This window comes from Curtobacterium sp. ABR8 (assembly GCF_057812125.1).
The window spans coordinates 2,269,174-2,286,297 of record NZ_CM173818.1 but is presented as its reverse complement, the minus strand read 5'-3'; the positions used below and the strand labels follow the sequence as shown (position 1 = coordinate 2,286,297).

Here is a 17,124-nt window from a genome sequence, read left to right as displayed (position 1 = left end):
GTCCCCGTCAGCATCCTTTAATGCCGTCCAGTGAGGCGGGGAAGGGGGTCGACGTGGGTACCAGAACGGTCCTGCAGCAACCCGACATCACGCGCGCTCTGACGCGCATCGCACACGAGATCCTCGAGGCCAACCACGGCGGCTCGGACCTCGTGCTCCTGGGGATCCCGACCCGCGGCGCGGTCCTGGCGGAACGGCTCGGCCGGATCCTGGCCGACATCGAGCCGGAGTGGGCCTCGGCCGCCGGCGGCATCTGGACCGAGCGTGTCGGCACGCTCGACGTCACGATGCACCGCGACGACCTCGGCCACGGCATCGGCCGCGCACCGCACCGCACCGTCATCCCCGCCGGCGGCATCGACGGCAAGGTCGTCGTGCTCGTCGACGACGTCCTGTACTCGGGCCGCACGGTCCGGGCAGCGCTCGACGCCCTGCAGGGGATCGGCCGCCCGCGCGCCGTCCGGCTCGCCGTGCTCGTCGACCGTGGCCACCGCGAGCTGCCGATCCGCGCCGACCACGTCGGCAAGAACCTGCCGACCGCGTCCGACGAGCGGGTCACCCTGCACCTGTCCGAGACCGACGGCGACGACACCGTGTTCATCGAGCAGGGGGTGGCGTGATGCGGCACCTGCTCTCCACCGCCGACCTGTCGCGCGACCAGGCCGTGCACATCCTCGACGTCGCCGAGGAGATGGCCGAGGTCAACACGCGCGAGGTCCGGAAGCTCCCGGCGCTGCGCGGCAAGACCGTCGTGAACCTGTTCTTCGAGGACTCGACGCGCACGCGCATCTCGTTCGAGGCCGCGGCGAAGCGCCTGTCGGCCGACGTGATCAACTTCGCGGCCAAGGGCTCGAGCGTCTCCAAGGGCGAGTCCCTGAAGGACACCGTGCAGACCCTCGGCGCCATGGGCATCGACGGGATCGTGATGCGGCACGGCTCGTCCGGTGCCCCGCGCGTGCTCGCCGACGCCGACTGGATCGACGTCCCCGTGGTGAACGCCGGCGACGGGACGCACGAGCACCCGACGCAGGCGCTGCTCGACGCCTTCACCATGCGCCGCCGCCTGCACGGTGCGGGGTCGCGCGGACAGGGCCTCGACGGCGTCCGGGTCCTGATCGTCGGCGACGTGCTGCACAGCCGCGTCGCCCGGTCGAACGCGTGGCTGCTGCGGACCCTCGGTGCGAGCGTGACCTTCGCTGCGCCGCCGACGCTGCTGCCCGCGACGACGACGCCGTTCGGGGCGGCCGTGCACCACGACCTCGACGCCGCACTGGCCGAGGACCCGGACGTCGTGATGACGCTCCGCATCCAGCAGGAGCGGATGAACGACGCGTTCTTCCCGAACCCGCGCGAGTACACGCGGCACTGGGGCCTGACGGCTGCGCGGTTCGCGCGACTGTCGGAGCGCACGCTGATCATGCACCCCGGTCCGATGAACCGCGGACTGGAGATCGCGGGCATCGCGGCCGACGACCCGCGCTCGACGGTGGTCGAGCAGGTCGAGAACGGCGTCTCGGTCCGCATGGCGGTCCTCTACCTGGCCCTGACCGGCAGTGACGCGACCACCACCGAAGCGAAGGAGTCAGCCGCATGACCGCTCACCTGATCCGCGGCGCGCAGCTGGTCGACGGCTCGCGCGCCGACATCCGTCTGCAGGACGGCCGCATCACGGCGGTCGGGTCCGGTGTGGACGCGGGCGGCGCGACGGTGGTCGACGCCGACGGGCTCATCGCCCTGCCCGGCCTCGTCGACCTGCACACCCACCTGCGCGAGCCCGGGCACGAGGAGTCCGAGACGGTCCTGACGGGTTCGCGCGCCGCCGCGGCCGGTGGCTTCACCGCCGTGAACGCGATGGCGAACTCGAGCCCGGTCGCCGACACCGCCGGTGTCGTCGAGCAGGTCCAGGCGCTCGGCGACGACGCCGGCTACGTCACCGTCCGCCCGATCGGCGCGGTGTCGCAGGGGCTGCAGGGCACGCACCTGTCCGAGATCGGTGCGATGGCGACCTCGCGGGCGAAGGTCCGGGTGTTCTCGGACGACGGTTCCTGCGTCGCCGACCCGCTGCTCATGCGTCGCGCGCTCGAGTACATCAAGGGCTTCGGCGGTGTGCTCGCGCAGCACGCGCAGGAACCCCGCCTGACCATCGGCGCGCAGATGAACGAGGGCCGGCTGTCGTCGGAGCTCGGGCTCGCGGGCTGGCCGGCCGTGGCGGAGGAGGCGATCATCGCCCGTGACGTCCTGCTCGCCGACCACGTGGGCGCACGACTGCACGTCTGCCACGTGTCGACCGCCGGCAGCGTCGAGGTGATCCGCTGGGCCAAGTCCCGCGGCATCGACGTCACCGCCGAGGTCACGCCGCACCACCTCGTGCTCACCGAGGACCTCATCGCCGGGCACGACGGCGCCCCCGGGTACGACGCCCGCTACAAGGTGAACCCGCCGCTCCGGGCACGCGAGGACGTCGACGCCCTGCGCGCGGCCCTGGCCGACGGCACCATCGACATCGTCGCGACCGACCACGCACCGCACACCGCCGAGGCGAAGTGCTGCGAGTGGCCGGCGGCGGCGAACGGCATGGTCGGCCTCGAGTCGGCGCTCAGCGTCGTGCAGTCCGCGGTCGTCGCGTCGGGCCAGCTCGACTGGGCCGACGTCGCACGGGTCCTGTCCGAGGCGCCCGCCCGCATCGGCCAGGTGGAGGGCCACGGCCAGCGACTCGCCGAGGGCGCACCCGCCGAGGTCACGCTCTACGACCCGTCGGCCAGCCGCGAGTTCGCGGTCGCCGACCTCGCCGGACAGTCGCAGAACTCGCCGTACCTCGGCATGACCCTGCCCGGCCGGGTCGTCGCGACGTTCCACCTGGGCGCGCCGACGGTGCTCGACGGCCGCCTGGTGGACGCCGACACCGTGGCCGCGCACGCCGCGGCGCTCCGGACGGGGGCGCGCGCATGAGCGGCGACGCCGCGCGCTGGCTGCTCGGCGGGGTGATCCTGCTCGCGGTCGCCGCGCTGTTCGTCGCCATGGCGCGCACCTGGCGGACGCGGACCAGGAAGCAGGCGGAAGCCGTGCCTCCCGTCCCCGTCCCGACCACGGTCGGACCGGCGGCCGGGTCCTGGGACGGCTTCTCCGTCGCGACGACCCGCGCCGACCAGCCGCTGGAACGCATCACCGCCGGCGGACTCGGGTTCCGGGGCCGCGGTGGCGTGACCGTCCACGAGACCGGTGTGGTCCTGCGCCTCGCCGGGGCGGACGACCGGTGGATCGCACGTGCTGCGGTCCGCGGTGCCGACCGCTCGACGTGGGCGATCGACCGGGTCGTCGAGCCCGGGGGACTGGTCCGTCTGCGATGGACGGCGACCGGCGCCGCAGGTGCGACGGACCTCGACACGTACTTCCGGTTCCCGGAGGGCGACGCAGCCGCGCTGCTCGCCCTGCAGGGACTGACCGAGACCGGGCCGCAGGCGACTGCGGCCGATGCCCCGCGAACCGCGGGCGAAGGGAAGAAAGCATGACACGCGAACGGGCCGTCCTGGTCCTCGAAGACGGCACCCGGTACGACGGCTGGGCATACGGCGCCCGTGGGCGCACGCTCGGCGAGGTGGTCTTCGCGACCGGCATGACCGGGTACCAGGAGACGCTGACCGACCCCTCCTACGCCGGCCAGATCGTGGTGCAGACCGCGCCGCACATCGGCAACACCGGTGTGAACGACGAGGACCCCGAGTCCCGTCGCATCTGGGTCGCCGGGTACGTGGTGCGCGACCCCAGCCGCGTGGTGTCGAACCACCGCGCGAACGCGTCGCTCGACGACCACCTGGTGCGCGACGGCATCGTCGGCATCTCCGGGATCGACACCCGCGCCCTGACGCGCCGGATCCGCGACGCCGGGGCCATGAAGGGCGGCGTCTTCAGCGGTGCCGACGCGGCGCTGCCGGAGTCGGAGCAGGTGGACGCCGTCCGGTCGCAGGCCACGATGGCGGGTGCGAGCTTCTCGGCGATCGTGTCCACCCCCGAGACGTACGTGGTGCCGGCCGAGGGTGAGCAGATCGGCCGGCTGGCCGTGCTCGACCTGGGCGTGAAGGCGTCGACCACCCGCTACCTCGCCCAGCGCGGGTTCGAGGTGCACGTGGTGCCGCAGGACATCAGCGCCGCCGACCTGGAAGCCCTGGCTCCGGACGCGCTCTTCTACTCGAACGGCCCAGGGGACCCGGCCGCGTCGGACGCCCAGGTCGAACTGCTGCAGGAGAGCCTGCGGACCGGGCGCCCGTTCTTCGGCATCTGCTTCGGCAACCAGCTGCTCGGCCGCGCGCTCGGCTTCGGCACCTACAAGCTGCCCTTCGGTCACCGCGGCATCAACCAGCCGGTGCTCGACACCACCACGGGCAAGGTCGAGATCACGAGCCAGAACCACGGCTTCGCGGTCGACGCGCCCCTGGGGCAGGTCCTCGAGTCGCCGGCCGGGTTCGGCCGCGTCGAGGTCTCGCACTACTCGCTGAACGACGACGTGGTCGAGGGCCTGCGTGCGCTCGACGTCCCCGCGTTCAGCGTGCAGTACCACCCCGAGGCCGCCGCTGGTCCGCACGACAGCATGTACCTCTTCGACCGGTTCGCGGACCTGGTGCGCGCGCGACGTGACGGGGAGCCGCTCGACGCGGCCACCGCCGACGCGACCACTCCCGCAGCAGACATCACCAAGGAAGCGAACTGATGCCCAAGCGCGCAGACATCAACTCCGTCCTCGTCATCGGGTCCGGCCCGATCGTCATCGGTCAGGCCGCCGAGTTCGACTACTCCGGCACCCAAGCGTGCCGCGTCCTCCGTGCCGAGGGCGTCCGGGTCATCCTCGTCAACCCGAACCCGGCGACGATCATGACCGACCCCGACTTCGCCGACGCGACCTACATCGAGCCGATCACGAACGCGTGCCTCGAGGAGATCATCCGCATCGAGAAGCCGGATGCCGTCCTGCCGACGCTGGGCGGGCAGACCGCCCTGAACGCGGCGATCGCGCTCGACGAGGCCGGCATCCTCGCGAAGCACGGCGTCGAGCTCATCGGCGCCAAGGTCGAGGCGATCCAGCGCGGTGAGGACCGCCAGCTCTTCAAGGAGCTCGTGCTCGAGTCCGGCGCCGACGTGGCCCGCAGCCACATCGCCCACACGCTGGAAGAGGCGAAGGAGTTCGCGAAGGAACTCGGCTACCCGCTGGTCGTCCGCCCCTCGTTCACCATGGGCGGTCTCGGTTCGGGCTTCGCGTACGACGAGGCCGAACTCGTCCGCTTCGTCGGTGACGGGCTGCAGTCCAGCCCGACGACCGAGGTCCTGCTCGAGGAGTCGATCCTCGGCTGGAAGGAGTACGAGCTCGAGCTGATGCGCGACAACTACGACAACACCGTCGTCATCTGCTCGATCGAGAACGTCGACCCGGTCGGGGTCCACACCGGCGACTCGATCACCGTCGCCCCGGCGCTCACGCTCACCGACCGCGAGTACCAGAACATGCGCAACATCGGCATCGACATCATCCGTCGCGTCGGCGTCGACACCGGTGGCTGCAACATCCAGTTCGCCGTCGACCCGTCGAACGGCCGCCTGATCGTCATCGAGATGAACCCGCGTGTCTCCCGCTCGTCGGCCCTGGCGTCGAAGGCCACGGGCTTCCCGATCGCGAAGATCGCCGCGAAGCTCGCCATCGGGTATCGCCTGGACGAGATCCAGAACGACATCACGAAGGTCACGCCGGCCAGCTTCGAGCCGACGCTCGACTACGTCGTCGTGAAGACCCCGCGCTTCGCGTTCGAGAAGTTCCCCGCGGCGGACGCCACGCTCACCACGACGATGAAGAGCGTCGGCGAGGCGATGGCCATCGGCCGCAACTACGCGACGGCACTGCAGAAGTCGCTGCGCTCGCTCGAGAAGCGCGGGTCGAGCTTCCACTGGGACACCCCGGCGGCGGAACTCGACAAGGACGCCCTGCTCGCGAAGTCCTCCGTCCCCACCGACGGCCGGATCGTCACGGTGCAGCAGGCCCTGGTCGCCGGCGCCACCGCGGACGAGGTCTTCGAGGCCACGAAGATCGACCCGTGGTTCATCGACCAGATCGTGCTCATCAACGAGGTCGCGGCCGAGGTCGCTGCCGCCGAGGAGCTCGACGCGGACACCGTCCGCTGGGCCAAGGAGCACGGTTTCAGCGACACCCAGATCGCGGCGCTCCGCAGCACCCCCGAGCACCCCGTCAGCGAGCAGCAGGTCCGCGACGAGCGGCACGCCCTCGGCATCCGCCCCGTCTTCAAGACCGTCGACACCTGTGCCGGCGAGTTCCCGGCCCTGACGCCGTACCACTACTCGTCGTACGACGCCGAGACCGAGGTGGCCGCGAGCAACCGCAAGAAGGTCGTCATCCTGGGGTCCGGCCCGAACCGCATCGGCCAGGGCGTCGAGTTCGACTACTCGTGCGTGCACGCGTCCTTCGCACTGAGCGACGCCGGGTTCGAGACGATCATGATCAACTGCAACCCCGAGACGGTCTCCACCGACTACGACACCTCGGACCGCCTGTACTTCGAGCCGCTCACGGCCGAGGACGTCCTCGAGGTCATCGAGGCCGAGGCAGCATCGGGTGAGCTGGTCGGCGTCGTCGTGCAGCTCGGCGGCCAGACCGCCCTGGGCCTGGCGAAGCCGCTCGAGGCCGCGGGGATCCCGATCCTCGGGACCAGCCCGACGGCGATCGACTCGGCCGAGGAGCGCGGGCAGTTCTCCGCCATCCTCGACGCCGCGGGGCTGCTCGCACCGCGCAACGGCACCGCCCACGACCTGGCGAGCGCAACCGCGGTGGCCGAGGAGATCGGCTACCCGGTCCTCGTCCGCCCGTCCTTCGTGCTCGGCGGCCGCGGCATGGAGATCCTGTACGACTCCCCGTCGCTCGCCGACTACTTCGACCGCATGGCAGACCAGGCGATCATCGGCCCGGAGCTCCCGCTCCTCGTCGACCGGTTCCTGGACGACGCGGTGGAGATCGACGTCGACGCGCTCTTCGACGGCGAGCGGCTCTACATCGGCGGCATCATGGAGCACCTGGAAGAAGCGGGCATCCACTCCGGCGACTCCGCGTGCACCCTGCCCCCGGTCGGCCTCGGCCGCGCCGAGATCCAGGGCGTCGTCGACGCGACCGAGAAGATCGCCCGCGGCATCGGCGTGCAGGGGCTGCTCAACGTCCAGTTCGCCATCGGTGCCGGTGTGCTCTACGTCCTCGAGGCGAACCCGCGCGCCAGCCGCACGGTCCCGTTCGTCTCGAAGGCGCTCGGCATCCCGCTGGCGAAGGCCGCGTCCCGCATCATGACCGGCACCAGCGTCGACGAGCTCGTCGCCGAGGGCATGCTGCCGGCCCGCGACGGGGCGTTCGTCCCGATGGAGGCCCCGGTCGCTGTGAAGGAGGCCGTGCTGCCCTTCCGCCGCTTCCGCACCCGCGAGGGGCAGGTCGTCGACTCGGTGCTCAGCCCCGAGATGCGCTCCACCGGCGAGGTCATGGGCATCGACCGTGACTTCCCGCGGGCGTTCCTCAAGTCGCAGGACGCCGCGTACGGCGGGCTGCCGACCAGCGGCACGGTCTTCGTGAGCGTCGCGGACACCGACAAGCGCGCCATCGTGCTGCCGGTGCACCGTCTGCAGCAGCTCGGCTTCACGATCATCGCGACCGAGGGCACGGCGGAGATCCTCCGTCGCAACGGCATCGAGGTCGGCATCGTCGGCAAGTACAGCCAGGGCGGCGAGAGCGTCGTCGACCTGCTGACGCGCAACGAGGTCGACATCGTCATCAACACGCCGTCGGGTGCCGCCGGTCGTGCGGACGGGTACGAGATCCGCGCGGCCACGGTCGCCGCGGACAAGCCGCTGTTCACGACGATCGCGCAGATCGGTGCGGCGGTGGCGGCGATCGAGACGATCGGCACGCCGCTCAACGTCCGCAGTCTGCAGGACTACGCGCGGGAGCGCGCGACCTGGTGAGCGACGGACGGTCGGGAGGCCCGGCCTCCTTCGGCGATCGGCTCGCGTCCGCCATGGGCGAGCGTTCACCGCTCTGCGTCGGCATCGACCCCCACGCCACCACCCTGGCGGCGTGGGGGCTCGGCCGCGACGAGCAGGGGCTGACCGCCTTCGGCGCGGCCCTGGTCGACGCGGCCGCCGGCCGCGCGGCGATCGTGAAGCCGCAGATCGCCTTCTTCGAGGCGGCCGGGGTGGCGGGCTACCGTGCGCTCGACGCGACGATCCGTCGGGCACGCGATGCGGGCCTCCTGGTCGTCGCCGACGTGAAGCGGGGCGACATCGGGACCACCGGTGACGACTACGCGCTGGCGTGGCTGGACCGTGACGGGCCGTTCGCGGCCGACGCCATGACGGTCTCGCCGTACCTGGGGTACGGCTCGCTCCGGGGCACGATCGACGTCGCGCGCCGGAACGGTGCCGGGGTCTTCGTGCTCGCCGCGACGAGCAACCCCGAGGCCCGGGTGCTGCAGACCGCGGTGCTGGCGGAGGGACCGCGTACCGGCCGGACGGTCGCGGCCGGTATCGTCTTGGACGTGGCAGACGACAACCGGTCCGTGGGCGACCAGGCCCTGGGCGACGTCGGGCTCGTGCTCGGCGCGACCCTTCACCTCGACGACTTCGGCATCGACGCGGACGCGATCGGTACCGCGCCGGTGCTCGCCCCGGGATTCGGTGCCCAGGGGGCCCGGATCGAGGACCTCCGCGCGCTGTACGGCTCGCGAGCCGAGCAGGTGCTCGTGAGCGAGTCGCGGGGGCTGCTGACCGACGGTCCGGACGGGGTCGCAGCGCTCGTCGCCGACCGCGCCGACCGCATCGTCGCCGCACTCGGAGCAGCGGCATGACCGCTGACGGCGCGGACCGTGGCGACCACCAGCCGGCCCACCGCACCCCACCGGAGGTCGACCGTGTCGCGGCCGCCCAGGCCGCGGTCGCCGCGCGACGCGCCCGAGCCGCTGTGAAGGCCGCGATCGCGTCGGAGGAGCGGTCGGCGCTCGAGGTCGCACGCTCGGCGTGGGACGACGCCCTGGTCGAGACGACCTCGGCGGAACGCTCGCTCCGGGTCCGCGACCTGCTCGTCAGCCTGCCCGGCATCGGCCCGGCACGCGCCGAGTCGATCATGGGCACGCTGCGCATCGCGCCCTCGAAGCGTCTCGGGGGACTCGGCAGCAGGCAGCGCACGGCCCTGGCCGACTGGCTCGCCGCCCGCGGTCGCAAGCGCGGTGCGTCGAAGCTCGTGGTGCTCGCCGGACCGACGGCCGTCGGCAAGGGCACGGTGAGCGCGTACATCCGCGAGCAGTACCCCGACGTCAACCTCAGTGTCTCCGCCACGACCCGCAAGCCCCGTCCGGGCGAGGTCGACGGCGTGCACTACTACTTCGTCGACGACGCCGAGTTCGACCGGATGATCCGCGAACGCGAGCTGCTCGAGTGGGCCACGGTGCACAACTCGTACCGGTACGGCACCCCGCGGCCGCCGATCGACCGCGCGCTCGACGCCGGCGAGCGGGTCATGCTCGAGATCGACCTGCAGGGTGCTCGTCAGGTCCGTGACGCCATGCCCGAGGCCGTCCTCGTGTTCCTGCTGCCCCCGACGTGGGAAGAACTGGTGCGCCGGCTGATCGGCCGCGGTACCGAGTCGCCCGAGGAACAGGCGCGTCGACTCGACACCGCGAAGGTCGAACTGGCCGCCCAGGACGAGTTCGACGTCCGCATCGTGAACTCCGATGTCGGCACCGCGGCACGACAGGTCGTAGACTTGTTCTCTGCGCCCTGACGGGTGCACCGACGACGAGGAGACTCCATGGCCAACCCCCAGGGCATCATCGACCCGCCCATCGACGACCTGCTCAGCAAGGTCGAGTCGAAGTACGCGCTCGTCATCTTCGCTTCCAAGCGCGCGCGCCAGATCAACGACTACTACGCCGACCTGCACGAGGGCTCGCTCTTCGACAACGTCGGCCCGCTCGTCGACTCGACGATCGACGACAAGCCGCTGTCCGTGGCTCTGCACGAGATCAACGAGGACAAGCTCACCGTCACCAAGCAGCAGCAGCCCTCCGACTGATCCCGGTGACTGCAGCTGCTCTGCGCCTCTTCACGTCCGAGTCGGTGACCGAGGGGCACCCCGACAAGATCTGCGACCAGATCTCGGACAGCATCCTCGACGCGCTGCTCACGGTGGACCCGAACGCTCGGGTCGCCGTCGAGACGATGGTGACGACCGGCCTCGTGCACGTCGCGGGCGAGGTCACGACCTCAGGCTACGTCGAGATCCCCAAGCTCGTCCGTGACGTCATCACGGGCATCGGCTACAACTCGTCGGACGTCTCCTTCGACGGTGCCACGTGCGGCGTCGAGGTGTCGATCGGCGCGCAGTCGCCGGACATCGCGCAGGGCGTCGACGAGTCGCTCGACTCCCGCACCGGCGCCGTCGACCCGCTCGACCGTCAGGGTGCCGGGGACCAGGGCATCATGTTCGGCTTCGCGACGAACGAGACCCCCGAGTACATGCCGGTCGCGATCTGGCTGGCACACCGCCTGGCCGAGCGGCTGGCCGCCGTCCGCAAGTCCGGCGAGCTGTCGTTCCTGCGCCCGGACGGCAAGACGCAGGTCACCGTCGGCTACGACGGCGTCGTGCCGAAGACCGTCGAGACCGTCGTGCTCTCCACGCAGCACTCGCCGAGCGTCACGCTCGACGAGCTCACAGCGGCGATCACCGAGCACGTGATCCGTCCGGTGCTCGACCTCGTCGACCTCGACTCGTCGCACGTCGACGTCATCGTGAACCCGACCGGTCGCTTCGAGATCGGCGGCCCGCAGGGCGATGCCGGACTCACCGGCCGCAAGGTCATCGTCGACACCTACGGCGGGGCATCCCGTCACGGCGGCGGCGCGTTCAGCGGCAAGGACCCGTCGAAGGTCGACCGTTCTGCGGCGTACGCCCTCCGCTGGGTCGCGAAGAACGCGGTCGCCGCGGGGCTCGCCGACCGGCTCGAGGTGCAGGTCGCCTACGCGATCGGCCGCGCCAAGCCCGTCGGGCTCTACGTCGAGACGTTCGGCACCGGGCACGTCGACGACGCCACGATCGAAGCCGCGATCCGCCAGGTCTTCGACCTGCGTCCGGCCGCGATCATCCGCGACCTCGACCTGCTCCGTCCGATCTACGCGCAGACCGCGACCTACGGGCACTTCGGCCGCGAACTGCCCGGGTTCACCTGGGAGCAGCTCGACCGCGTCGAGGAGCTCCGCGCCGCCGCAGGGCTCCTGACCGCCGCCGTCTGAGGCACCGCGTGACCACCGTCGCGCGCGTCGTCCTCGACTCGCCGCTCCCGCAGTTGGACCGTCTGTTCGACTACCGGGTGCCGGCCGAGCTCGAGGACGACTGCGTGCCGGGGGTCCGCGTGAAGGTCCCGCTCCGGACCGGGGCCCGGATGTCCGACGGATACGTCGTCGAGATCGTCGACGAGGGCGACTACCCGGGCGAGCTCAGCGCGATCGAGACCCTGGTGTCACCCGTCCCGGTCCTCGCGCCGGAGATCTGGAAGCTCGCCCGCGCCGTGGCCGACCGCGCCGCCGGTGTGGCGTCCGACGTCCTCCGCCTGGCCGTGCCGACGCGGCAGGTCCGGGCCGAGAAGGCCTGGCTCGCGCGCGACCCGTCGTGGTCGCCGCCGCCGGTGATCGCCCCGCCGGTGACCGGCTACGCCGAGGGCATGCTCGAAGGGGTGATCGCGGAGCACGACCGCGCTGCGGTGGCCGCCGTGCCGCACCCGGTGGCGCTGGCCGGGTCGCCGGACGACGCCGACGCGGCGCCCGTGTGGGTCCCCGGGTGGGCCGCGACGCTCGCCCAGGCGGCCGCCCACACCCTCGCGGCCGAGCAGTCCGCCGTCATCGCCGTCCCGGACTTCCGCGACGTCATCGACCTCGAGCGTGCCCTGCTCGCGGTGCTGCCACCGGAACGCGTCGTGCGCTTCGACGCCAAGCAGACGAACGGGCAACGGGCGAAGGCGCTGCTGCAGGCGCGCACGCACCCCGTCGTCGCCATCGGCAACCGCACGGCGGTGTACGCGCCGGCCACCGACCTCGGGCTCATCGCGATGTGGGACGACGGCGACGCCTCGTTCATCGAGCAGCGTGCGCCGTACGTGCACACGCGCGACGTCGCGCTGGTGCGTGCTGCGCAGTCCGGTGCCGCCCTGCTGTTCGTCTCGCACGCCCGCAGCACCGACGTGCAGCGGCTCGTCGAACTCCACTGGCTGCAGGACGTCACGCCGTTCCGGGTGAAGACCCCGAAGGTCATCCCGACCGTGCAGCAGACCTCGGCAGAGGGGTACGCCGCACAGGCACGCATCCCGAGCTCCGCGTGGCGTGCGGCGCGCGAGGCCAGCCTGCACGGCCCGGTGCTCGTGCAGGTCGCGAGCCCCGGGTTCGGCACCGGACTCGTCTGCGCCGAGTGCGGCGAACGGGCGCACTGCCGGATCTGCGGCGGCCCGCTCGGCAGTCCGCACCGCGGTGCCACCCCGCAGTGCCGCTTCTGCGGTGCACTCGCGGTCGGCTTCCGCTGCCCGACGTGCGGCAACGGCACCGTGAAGCCCGTGGGGCAGGGCGCCCAACGCACCGCGGACGAACTCGGGCGGGCGTTCCCCGGTACCCGGATCGTGGTGGCCGACGGCTCACGCCCGCTCGACGAGGTCCCCGCGAGACCGTCCGTCGTCGTCGCGACCCGTGGTGCCGAGCCGAGCGTGCCCGGTGGGTACGCGTGCGTACTGCTGCTCGACGGCGAGAAGATGCTCGCGCGCGAAGGGCTCCGCGTACAGGAGGACGTGCTCCGGTTCTGGACCAACGCCGCCGCGAAGGGCGCTCCCGGGGCCGAGGCCTACCTGGTCGGCATCGGCGGCAAGCTCGCGACCGCGATGGCCCTGTGGCGGCTCGACGGCCCGGCGCACGACGAACTCACCGACCGCCGCGAGCTGCACTTCCCGCCGGCGGTCCGCGTCGCGACGATGACCGGCACCGACGAGGCCGTGACCGCCGCGGTCGAGGCCCTCGAGGGGGCGACCGCCGGTCCGGTCCTCGGTCCGGTCCCGGTGGAGGACGACGCCCTGCCCGGCACGGTCCGGGCGATCGTGCGGTTCCCGTACGCCCACGGCGCAGAGGTCGCGGCGACCCTGAAGGCCGAGGTGATCCGGCGCTCGTCGACCCGCCGGGTGCTCAAGGGCGGCAACCGGCGTCGGGCGGCACCGACGCTGCGGGTCCGGCTCGACGACGCCGAACCGTTCAGCGAGGTCTGACCCGACCCCGGGTCAGGCGCCGACCGGGCGACGACGCTCGCGCGGGAACACCACGCCGAGCGCGACCATGCCGACCGCGAGCACGAGGTGCAGCCAGTTGTCCGCCCAGTTCAGCGGCACGAAGTTCGCGCCAGAGGAGTGCCCGGCCGTGAAGAGCCCGTAGACCCAGAGCACGAAGTAGACGACCCCGCCGAGCACCAGGTACATCCTCGAACCGGTGGCGTACCCGGCGGCGAGCACGCCGACGACCCCGAACAGCAGGTGCACGATGTTGTGCAGCACCGACACCTGGAAGAGCCCGAGCAGCATCGCCATCGAGCCGTGGCCGGCACCCCCGAGGTCGCCCGTGGTCAGCCCCGGCACGAAGCCGGCGATCCCGACGAGCAGGAACACGACGCCGACGAGCAGCGCGACCTTCTGGATGCTGGACCCTGCGAAGCGGTTGGTGGACGTGGTGACGTCGGACATGGGAACCCCTCTCGTTCTGTGCCGCAGACCGTACCCACCCGGCCGAGGCCCGGTTCGGGTCAGTCCGGCGAGCGCGCTCGTGGGAGGATCGAACCCATGCGTCTCGTCGTCGCCGGCAGCCCCGCTGCGGCCGTCCCCACCCTCCGTCGCCTGGCGGCGTCCGACCACGAGATCGCCGCGGTCCTCACGCGTCCGCCGACACCGCAGGGTCGGAAGCGCGTGCTCACGCCGACACCGGTCGCGCAGGTCGCCGCGGAGCTCGGACTGCCCGTCATCGAGGCCAGCCGCGTCGACGACGCGGTGACCGCGCGCATCGCCGACCTCGACGTCGACCTCGGCGTCATCGTCGCGTACGGCGCGTTGCTCCGACGCCCCGCGCTCGACGCCCCGCGCCTCGGCTGGGTCAACCTGCACTTCTCCGACCTGCCGGCGTACCGCGGCGCCGCGCCGGTCCAGCGGGCCGTGATGGCGGGGGACACCCGCACCGCCGCGTCCGTCTTCCAGCTGGTCGAGGCGCTCGACGCCGGTCCGGTGTACGCCGCCGACCCGTTCGACATCGACCCGGAGGCGACCTCCGGCGAGGTCCTCGCCGCCATGGCCGAGTCCGGCGCCGAGACCGTCGCCCGGGTGGTCGACGACATCGCCGCCGGCGCGGCCGTCGCGACCGAGCAGGTCGGTGCGCCGACGCTCGCGCCGAAGCTCACGATCGACGACGGGCGCATCGACTTCGGTGCTCCGGCGACCGTCGTGCACGCCCGTCTGCGCGGGGTCACCCCCGAGCCCGGCGCGTACGCCCACCTCGGCGAGACCCGGGTGAAGCTGCTCCGCAGCAACCGGCTGACGGGAGGCACGGGGGACCCCGCCCCGCAGCTCGCGCCCGGCGCGCTGGCACTCCACGGCGGCCGGCTGCTGGTCGGGACCGCCGACACCCCGCTGGCGCTGCTCGAGGTGCAGCCGGCCGGCAAGAAGGCGATGGACGCCGCAGCCTGGGCCCGCGGCCTGGGTGAACTGGACGGGAAGGTCCTCGCATGAGCCAGCCGACGAACACCCGCGGCGCCCGCCGCGGCCCGCGCCCCGCGAACGCCCGACGTGTCGCGTTCGACGTGCTCCGTGCCGTCCAGGTCGACGACGCCTACGCGAACCTGCTGCTGCCGACCCGCATCCGCCGTGCCGGCCTCACCGCCCGCGACGCCGCGTTCGCGACCGAGCTCACCTACGGCTCGATCCGGATGCTCGGCCGTTACGACGTCATCATCGCGCTGGCCTCCGGTCGTCGGCCCGAGAACATCGAGGCCGACGTCCTCGACGTCATGCGGCTCGGCGCCCACCAGCTGCTCGCGATGCGCACCCCGACGCACGCCGCGGTCGACGCCACGGTCGAGCTCGCGCGCGAGGTCGGTGCCCGCCGCGCAACCGGCTTCGTGAACGCCGTGATGCGCAAGATCGCGGCGCGCACCGACGCGGAGTGGGACGCGCAGATCACCGCGGGCCGTGGCGGCGACGCGCTGCTCGCCACCCGGTGGTCGCACCCGGTCTGGGTCGTCTCGGCACTGCGCGACGCCCTGGCCGCCGAACGCTCCCGCGACGAGCTCGCCGCCCTGCTCGCCGCCGACAACGCCGCGCCCCGGGTGCAGCTCGCCGCGCTGCCCGGGCTCGCCACCGACGAGGACATCGCCACCGCGACCGCGCGCACGGTGCCCGACGCAGACGATGACGCCGATGCCGCGTTCGTCGACGCGACCGGTACGGACGACGTCCCCGCGGCCCTGGTGCCGGCCGACGACGAACCGGAGGCCGACGGCGCGACCGGCACCGTGCCTCCCGTCCGGACCGCCGACCCCGTGCCGGACGCCGACGCCCTGCCGGTCTCGCCCGTCGGGATCCGGGGCATCTCCGGTGACCCCGCGCGCGTGCCGGGCGTCGCCGCCGGTCGCCTGCGCGTGCAGGACGAGGGTTCGCAGCTCGCCGCCCTCGCGCTGAGCCGGTCGTCCGAAGTCCGCGCGGGCGAGCGCTGGCTCGACATGTGCGCCGGCCCCGGCGGCAAGGCCGCGCTGCTCGCCGCCGAGGCGCAGCAGGGCGGCGCGACCCTCGTCGCGAACGAGCTCGTGCCGGCGCGCGCCGGACTCGTGCGGAACGCGCTCGGCGTGTTCGGCGACCACGTCCGCGTCGTCGAGGGCGACGCGAGGCGCTACGGCCGTGACGGCACCGGCATGACGTTCGACCGCATCCTGCTCGACGCGCCGTGCACGGGCCTCGGCGCCCTGCGTCGTCGGCCGGAGGCGCGCTGGCGGAAGACCCCCGAGGACGTCCAGGAGCTCGCGGCGCTGCAGACCGAGCTGCTCGACGCCGCGGTCCGAGTGCTCGCACCGGGTGGGACGCTCGCGTACGTGACGTGCTCGCCGCACCTGGCCGAGACGCGCGGGCAGGTCGACGCGCTGATGGGACGGCACGGGGACGTGCTCGAGCAGCTCGAGACCGCGTCGATCGTCCGCGGGGTCGCCGCTCGCGACCCGGAGATCGCGGACGGGAACACGGCGCAGCTCTGGCCGCACCGGGTCGGGACGGACGCGATGTTCATCGCCTTGTTCCGCCGCGTGGGCTGAGCGTCGCGTCGGGCCGGGTGTCGGCCACGCGCCGGTAGGATCGTCGGGTGACGATCCGCATCTCGCCGAGCATCCTGTCCGCCGACTTCGCGAACCTCGAGCGTGAACTCCACCGCATCGAGACCGCCGACCTGGTGCACGTCGACGTGATGGACAACCACTTCGTACCGAACCTCACGCTCGGCCTGCCGATCGTCGAGCGCCTGCAGCAGGTGTCCCCGGTGCCGCTCGACGTGCACCTCATGGTGACCGACGCCGACGTCAACGCGCCGAAGTACGCCGAGACCGGTGCGTCGAGCGTCACGTTCCACTTCGAGGCAGCCGACGACCCGGTGGCGACCGCCGCCGCGATCCGGTCGAACGGCGCCCGCGCGGCCGTCGCCGTGAAGCCCGGCACCCCGATCACGCAGGTGCTGCACCACCTCGACGCCTACGACATGATCCTGCTCATGACCGTCGAGCCCGGGTTCGGCGGCCAGTCGTTCATGCCGTCCGTCATGCCGAAGCTCGCCGATGCCCGCGCGGCCGTCGACGCCTCCGGGCTCGACGTGTGGCTCGAGGTCGACGGCGGCATCTCGGTGGACACCGTGCCCGAGGCCGTGCGCAGCGGCGCCGACACGCTCGTCGCCGGGTCAGCCGTCTACGGCGGTGAACCCGCCCAGCGCATCACCGACCTGCGCGAAGCGGCCGCCCGGGCGCGGGCATGAGCGCGCCCCGTCCGGACGGTA

Annotated in this window: 15 protein-coding genes; 14 read left to right on the top strand and 1 reads right to left on the bottom strand. The window is 72.5% G+C overall.

What is annotated here, in order from left to right; genetic code table 11:
• Nucleotides 1-20: 20 nt before the first annotated feature.
• The 11 genes from pyrR to ACXKZB_RS10880 are packed head-to-tail and all read left to right on the top strand — an operon-like array spanning nt 21 to nt 13,325.
• Nucleotides 21-620, top strand: a complete 600-nt coding sequence (gene pyrR, locus ACXKZB_RS10930) for a bifunctional pyr operon transcriptional regulator/uracil phosphoribosyltransferase PyrR (protein ID WP_488823147.1) — start codon at nt 21-23, stop codon at nt 618-620.
• Nucleotides 620-1,594 carry an aspartate carbamoyltransferase catalytic subunit gene (locus ACXKZB_RS10925; RefSeq protein ID WP_222657812.1) on the top strand — a complete coding sequence of 325 codons (975 nt, stop codon included), beginning with the start codon at nt 620-622 and terminating at the stop codon, nt 1,592-1,594. Before pyrR ends, ACXKZB_RS10925 begins: the two co-directional genes overlap by 1 nt.
• Nucleotides 1,591-2,949 carry a dihydroorotase gene (locus tag ACXKZB_RS10920; protein ID WP_123312445.1) on the top strand — a complete coding sequence of 453 codons (1,359 nt, stop codon included), beginning with the start codon at nt 1,591-1,593 and terminating at the stop codon, nt 2,947-2,949. Before ACXKZB_RS10925 ends, ACXKZB_RS10920 begins: the two co-directional genes overlap by 4 nt.
• On the top strand, nt 2,946-3,509 hold the full coding sequence (locus ACXKZB_RS10915; protein ID WP_123312447.1) for a PH-like domain-containing protein: 564 nt from the start codon (nt 2,946-2,948) through the stop codon (nt 3,507-3,509). The genes ACXKZB_RS10920 and ACXKZB_RS10915 overlap by 4 nt, the downstream gene beginning before the upstream one ends.
• Nucleotides 3,506-4,705, top strand: a complete 1,200-nt coding sequence (carA, locus tag ACXKZB_RS10910; RefSeq protein WP_488823146.1) for a glutamine-hydrolyzing carbamoyl-phosphate synthase small subunit — start codon at nt 3,506-3,508, stop codon at nt 4,703-4,705. Before ACXKZB_RS10915 ends, carA begins: the two co-directional genes overlap by 4 nt.
• A complete protein-coding gene (gene carB / locus ACXKZB_RS10905; RefSeq protein WP_488823145.1) occupies nt 4,705-7,998 on the top strand; it encodes a carbamoyl-phosphate synthase large subunit in 3,294 nt (1,097 codons plus the stop codon). The genes carA and carB overlap by 1 nt, the downstream gene beginning before the upstream one ends.
• A complete protein-coding gene (pyrF, locus tag ACXKZB_RS10900; protein WP_260233019.1) occupies nt 7,995-8,879 on the top strand; it encodes an orotidine-5'-phosphate decarboxylase in 885 nt (294 codons plus the stop codon). Before carB ends, pyrF begins: the two co-directional genes overlap by 4 nt.
• Nucleotides 8,876-9,811: a guanylate kinase gene (gmk, locus tag ACXKZB_RS10895; RefSeq protein ID WP_488823144.1), complete on the top strand. Its 936-nt coding sequence runs from the start codon at nt 8,876-8,878 to the stop codon at nt 9,809-9,811. Before pyrF ends, gmk begins: the two co-directional genes overlap by 4 nt.
• 27 nt (nt 9,812-9,838) lie before the next feature.
• The gene (gene rpoZ, locus ACXKZB_RS10890; RefSeq protein WP_114849971.1) at nt 9,839-10,102 is read left to right on the top strand and encodes a DNA-directed RNA polymerase subunit omega; all 264 of its coding nucleotides are present in this window, start codon (nt 9,839-9,841) and stop codon (nt 10,100-10,102) included.
• Between the two features lie 5 nt (nt 10,103-10,107).
• Complete coding sequence (gene metK, locus ACXKZB_RS10885; RefSeq protein ID WP_340197629.1) at nt 10,108-11,319, top strand: methionine adenosyltransferase; 1,212 nt, start codon at nt 10,108-10,110, stop codon at nt 11,317-11,319.
• An 8-nt stretch (nt 11,320-11,327) separates the two neighbouring features.
• Entirely contained in the window at nt 11,328-13,325 is a 1,998-nt protein-coding gene (locus ACXKZB_RS10880; RefSeq protein WP_488823143.1) for a primosomal protein N' family DNA-binding protein, read from the top strand.
• A gap of 12 nt (nt 13,326-13,337) precedes the next feature.
• Here ACXKZB_RS10880 and ACXKZB_RS10875 read toward each other — a convergent pair whose 3' ends face one another.
• On the bottom strand, nt 13,338-13,793 hold the full coding sequence (locus ACXKZB_RS10875) for a DUF4383 domain-containing protein (RefSeq protein WP_488823142.1): 456 nt from the start codon (nt 13,791-13,793) through the stop codon (nt 13,338-13,340).
• 96 nt (nt 13,794-13,889) lie between these two features.
• On the opposite strand from ACXKZB_RS10875, the gene ACXKZB_RS10870 reads away from it, so the two are divergent.
• The 3 genes from ACXKZB_RS10870 to rpe are packed head-to-tail and all read left to right on the top strand — an operon-like array spanning nt 13,890 to nt 17,103.
• Entirely contained in the window at nt 13,890-14,825 is a 936-nt protein-coding gene (locus ACXKZB_RS10870; RefSeq protein ID WP_488823141.1) for a methionyl-tRNA formyltransferase, read from the top strand.
• On the top strand, nt 14,822-16,396 hold the full coding sequence (locus ACXKZB_RS10865) for an RsmB/NOP family class I SAM-dependent RNA methyltransferase (RefSeq protein WP_488823140.1): 1,575 nt from the start codon (nt 14,822-14,824) through the stop codon (nt 16,394-16,396). The genes ACXKZB_RS10870 and ACXKZB_RS10865 overlap by 4 nt, the downstream gene beginning before the upstream one ends.
• Before the next feature lie 47 nt (nt 16,397-16,443).
• On the top strand, nt 16,444-17,103 hold the full coding sequence (gene rpe, locus ACXKZB_RS10860) for a ribulose-phosphate 3-epimerase (RefSeq protein WP_123312466.1): 660 nt from the start codon (nt 16,444-16,446) through the stop codon (nt 17,101-17,103).
• Nucleotides 17,104-17,124: the final 21 nt, after the last annotated feature.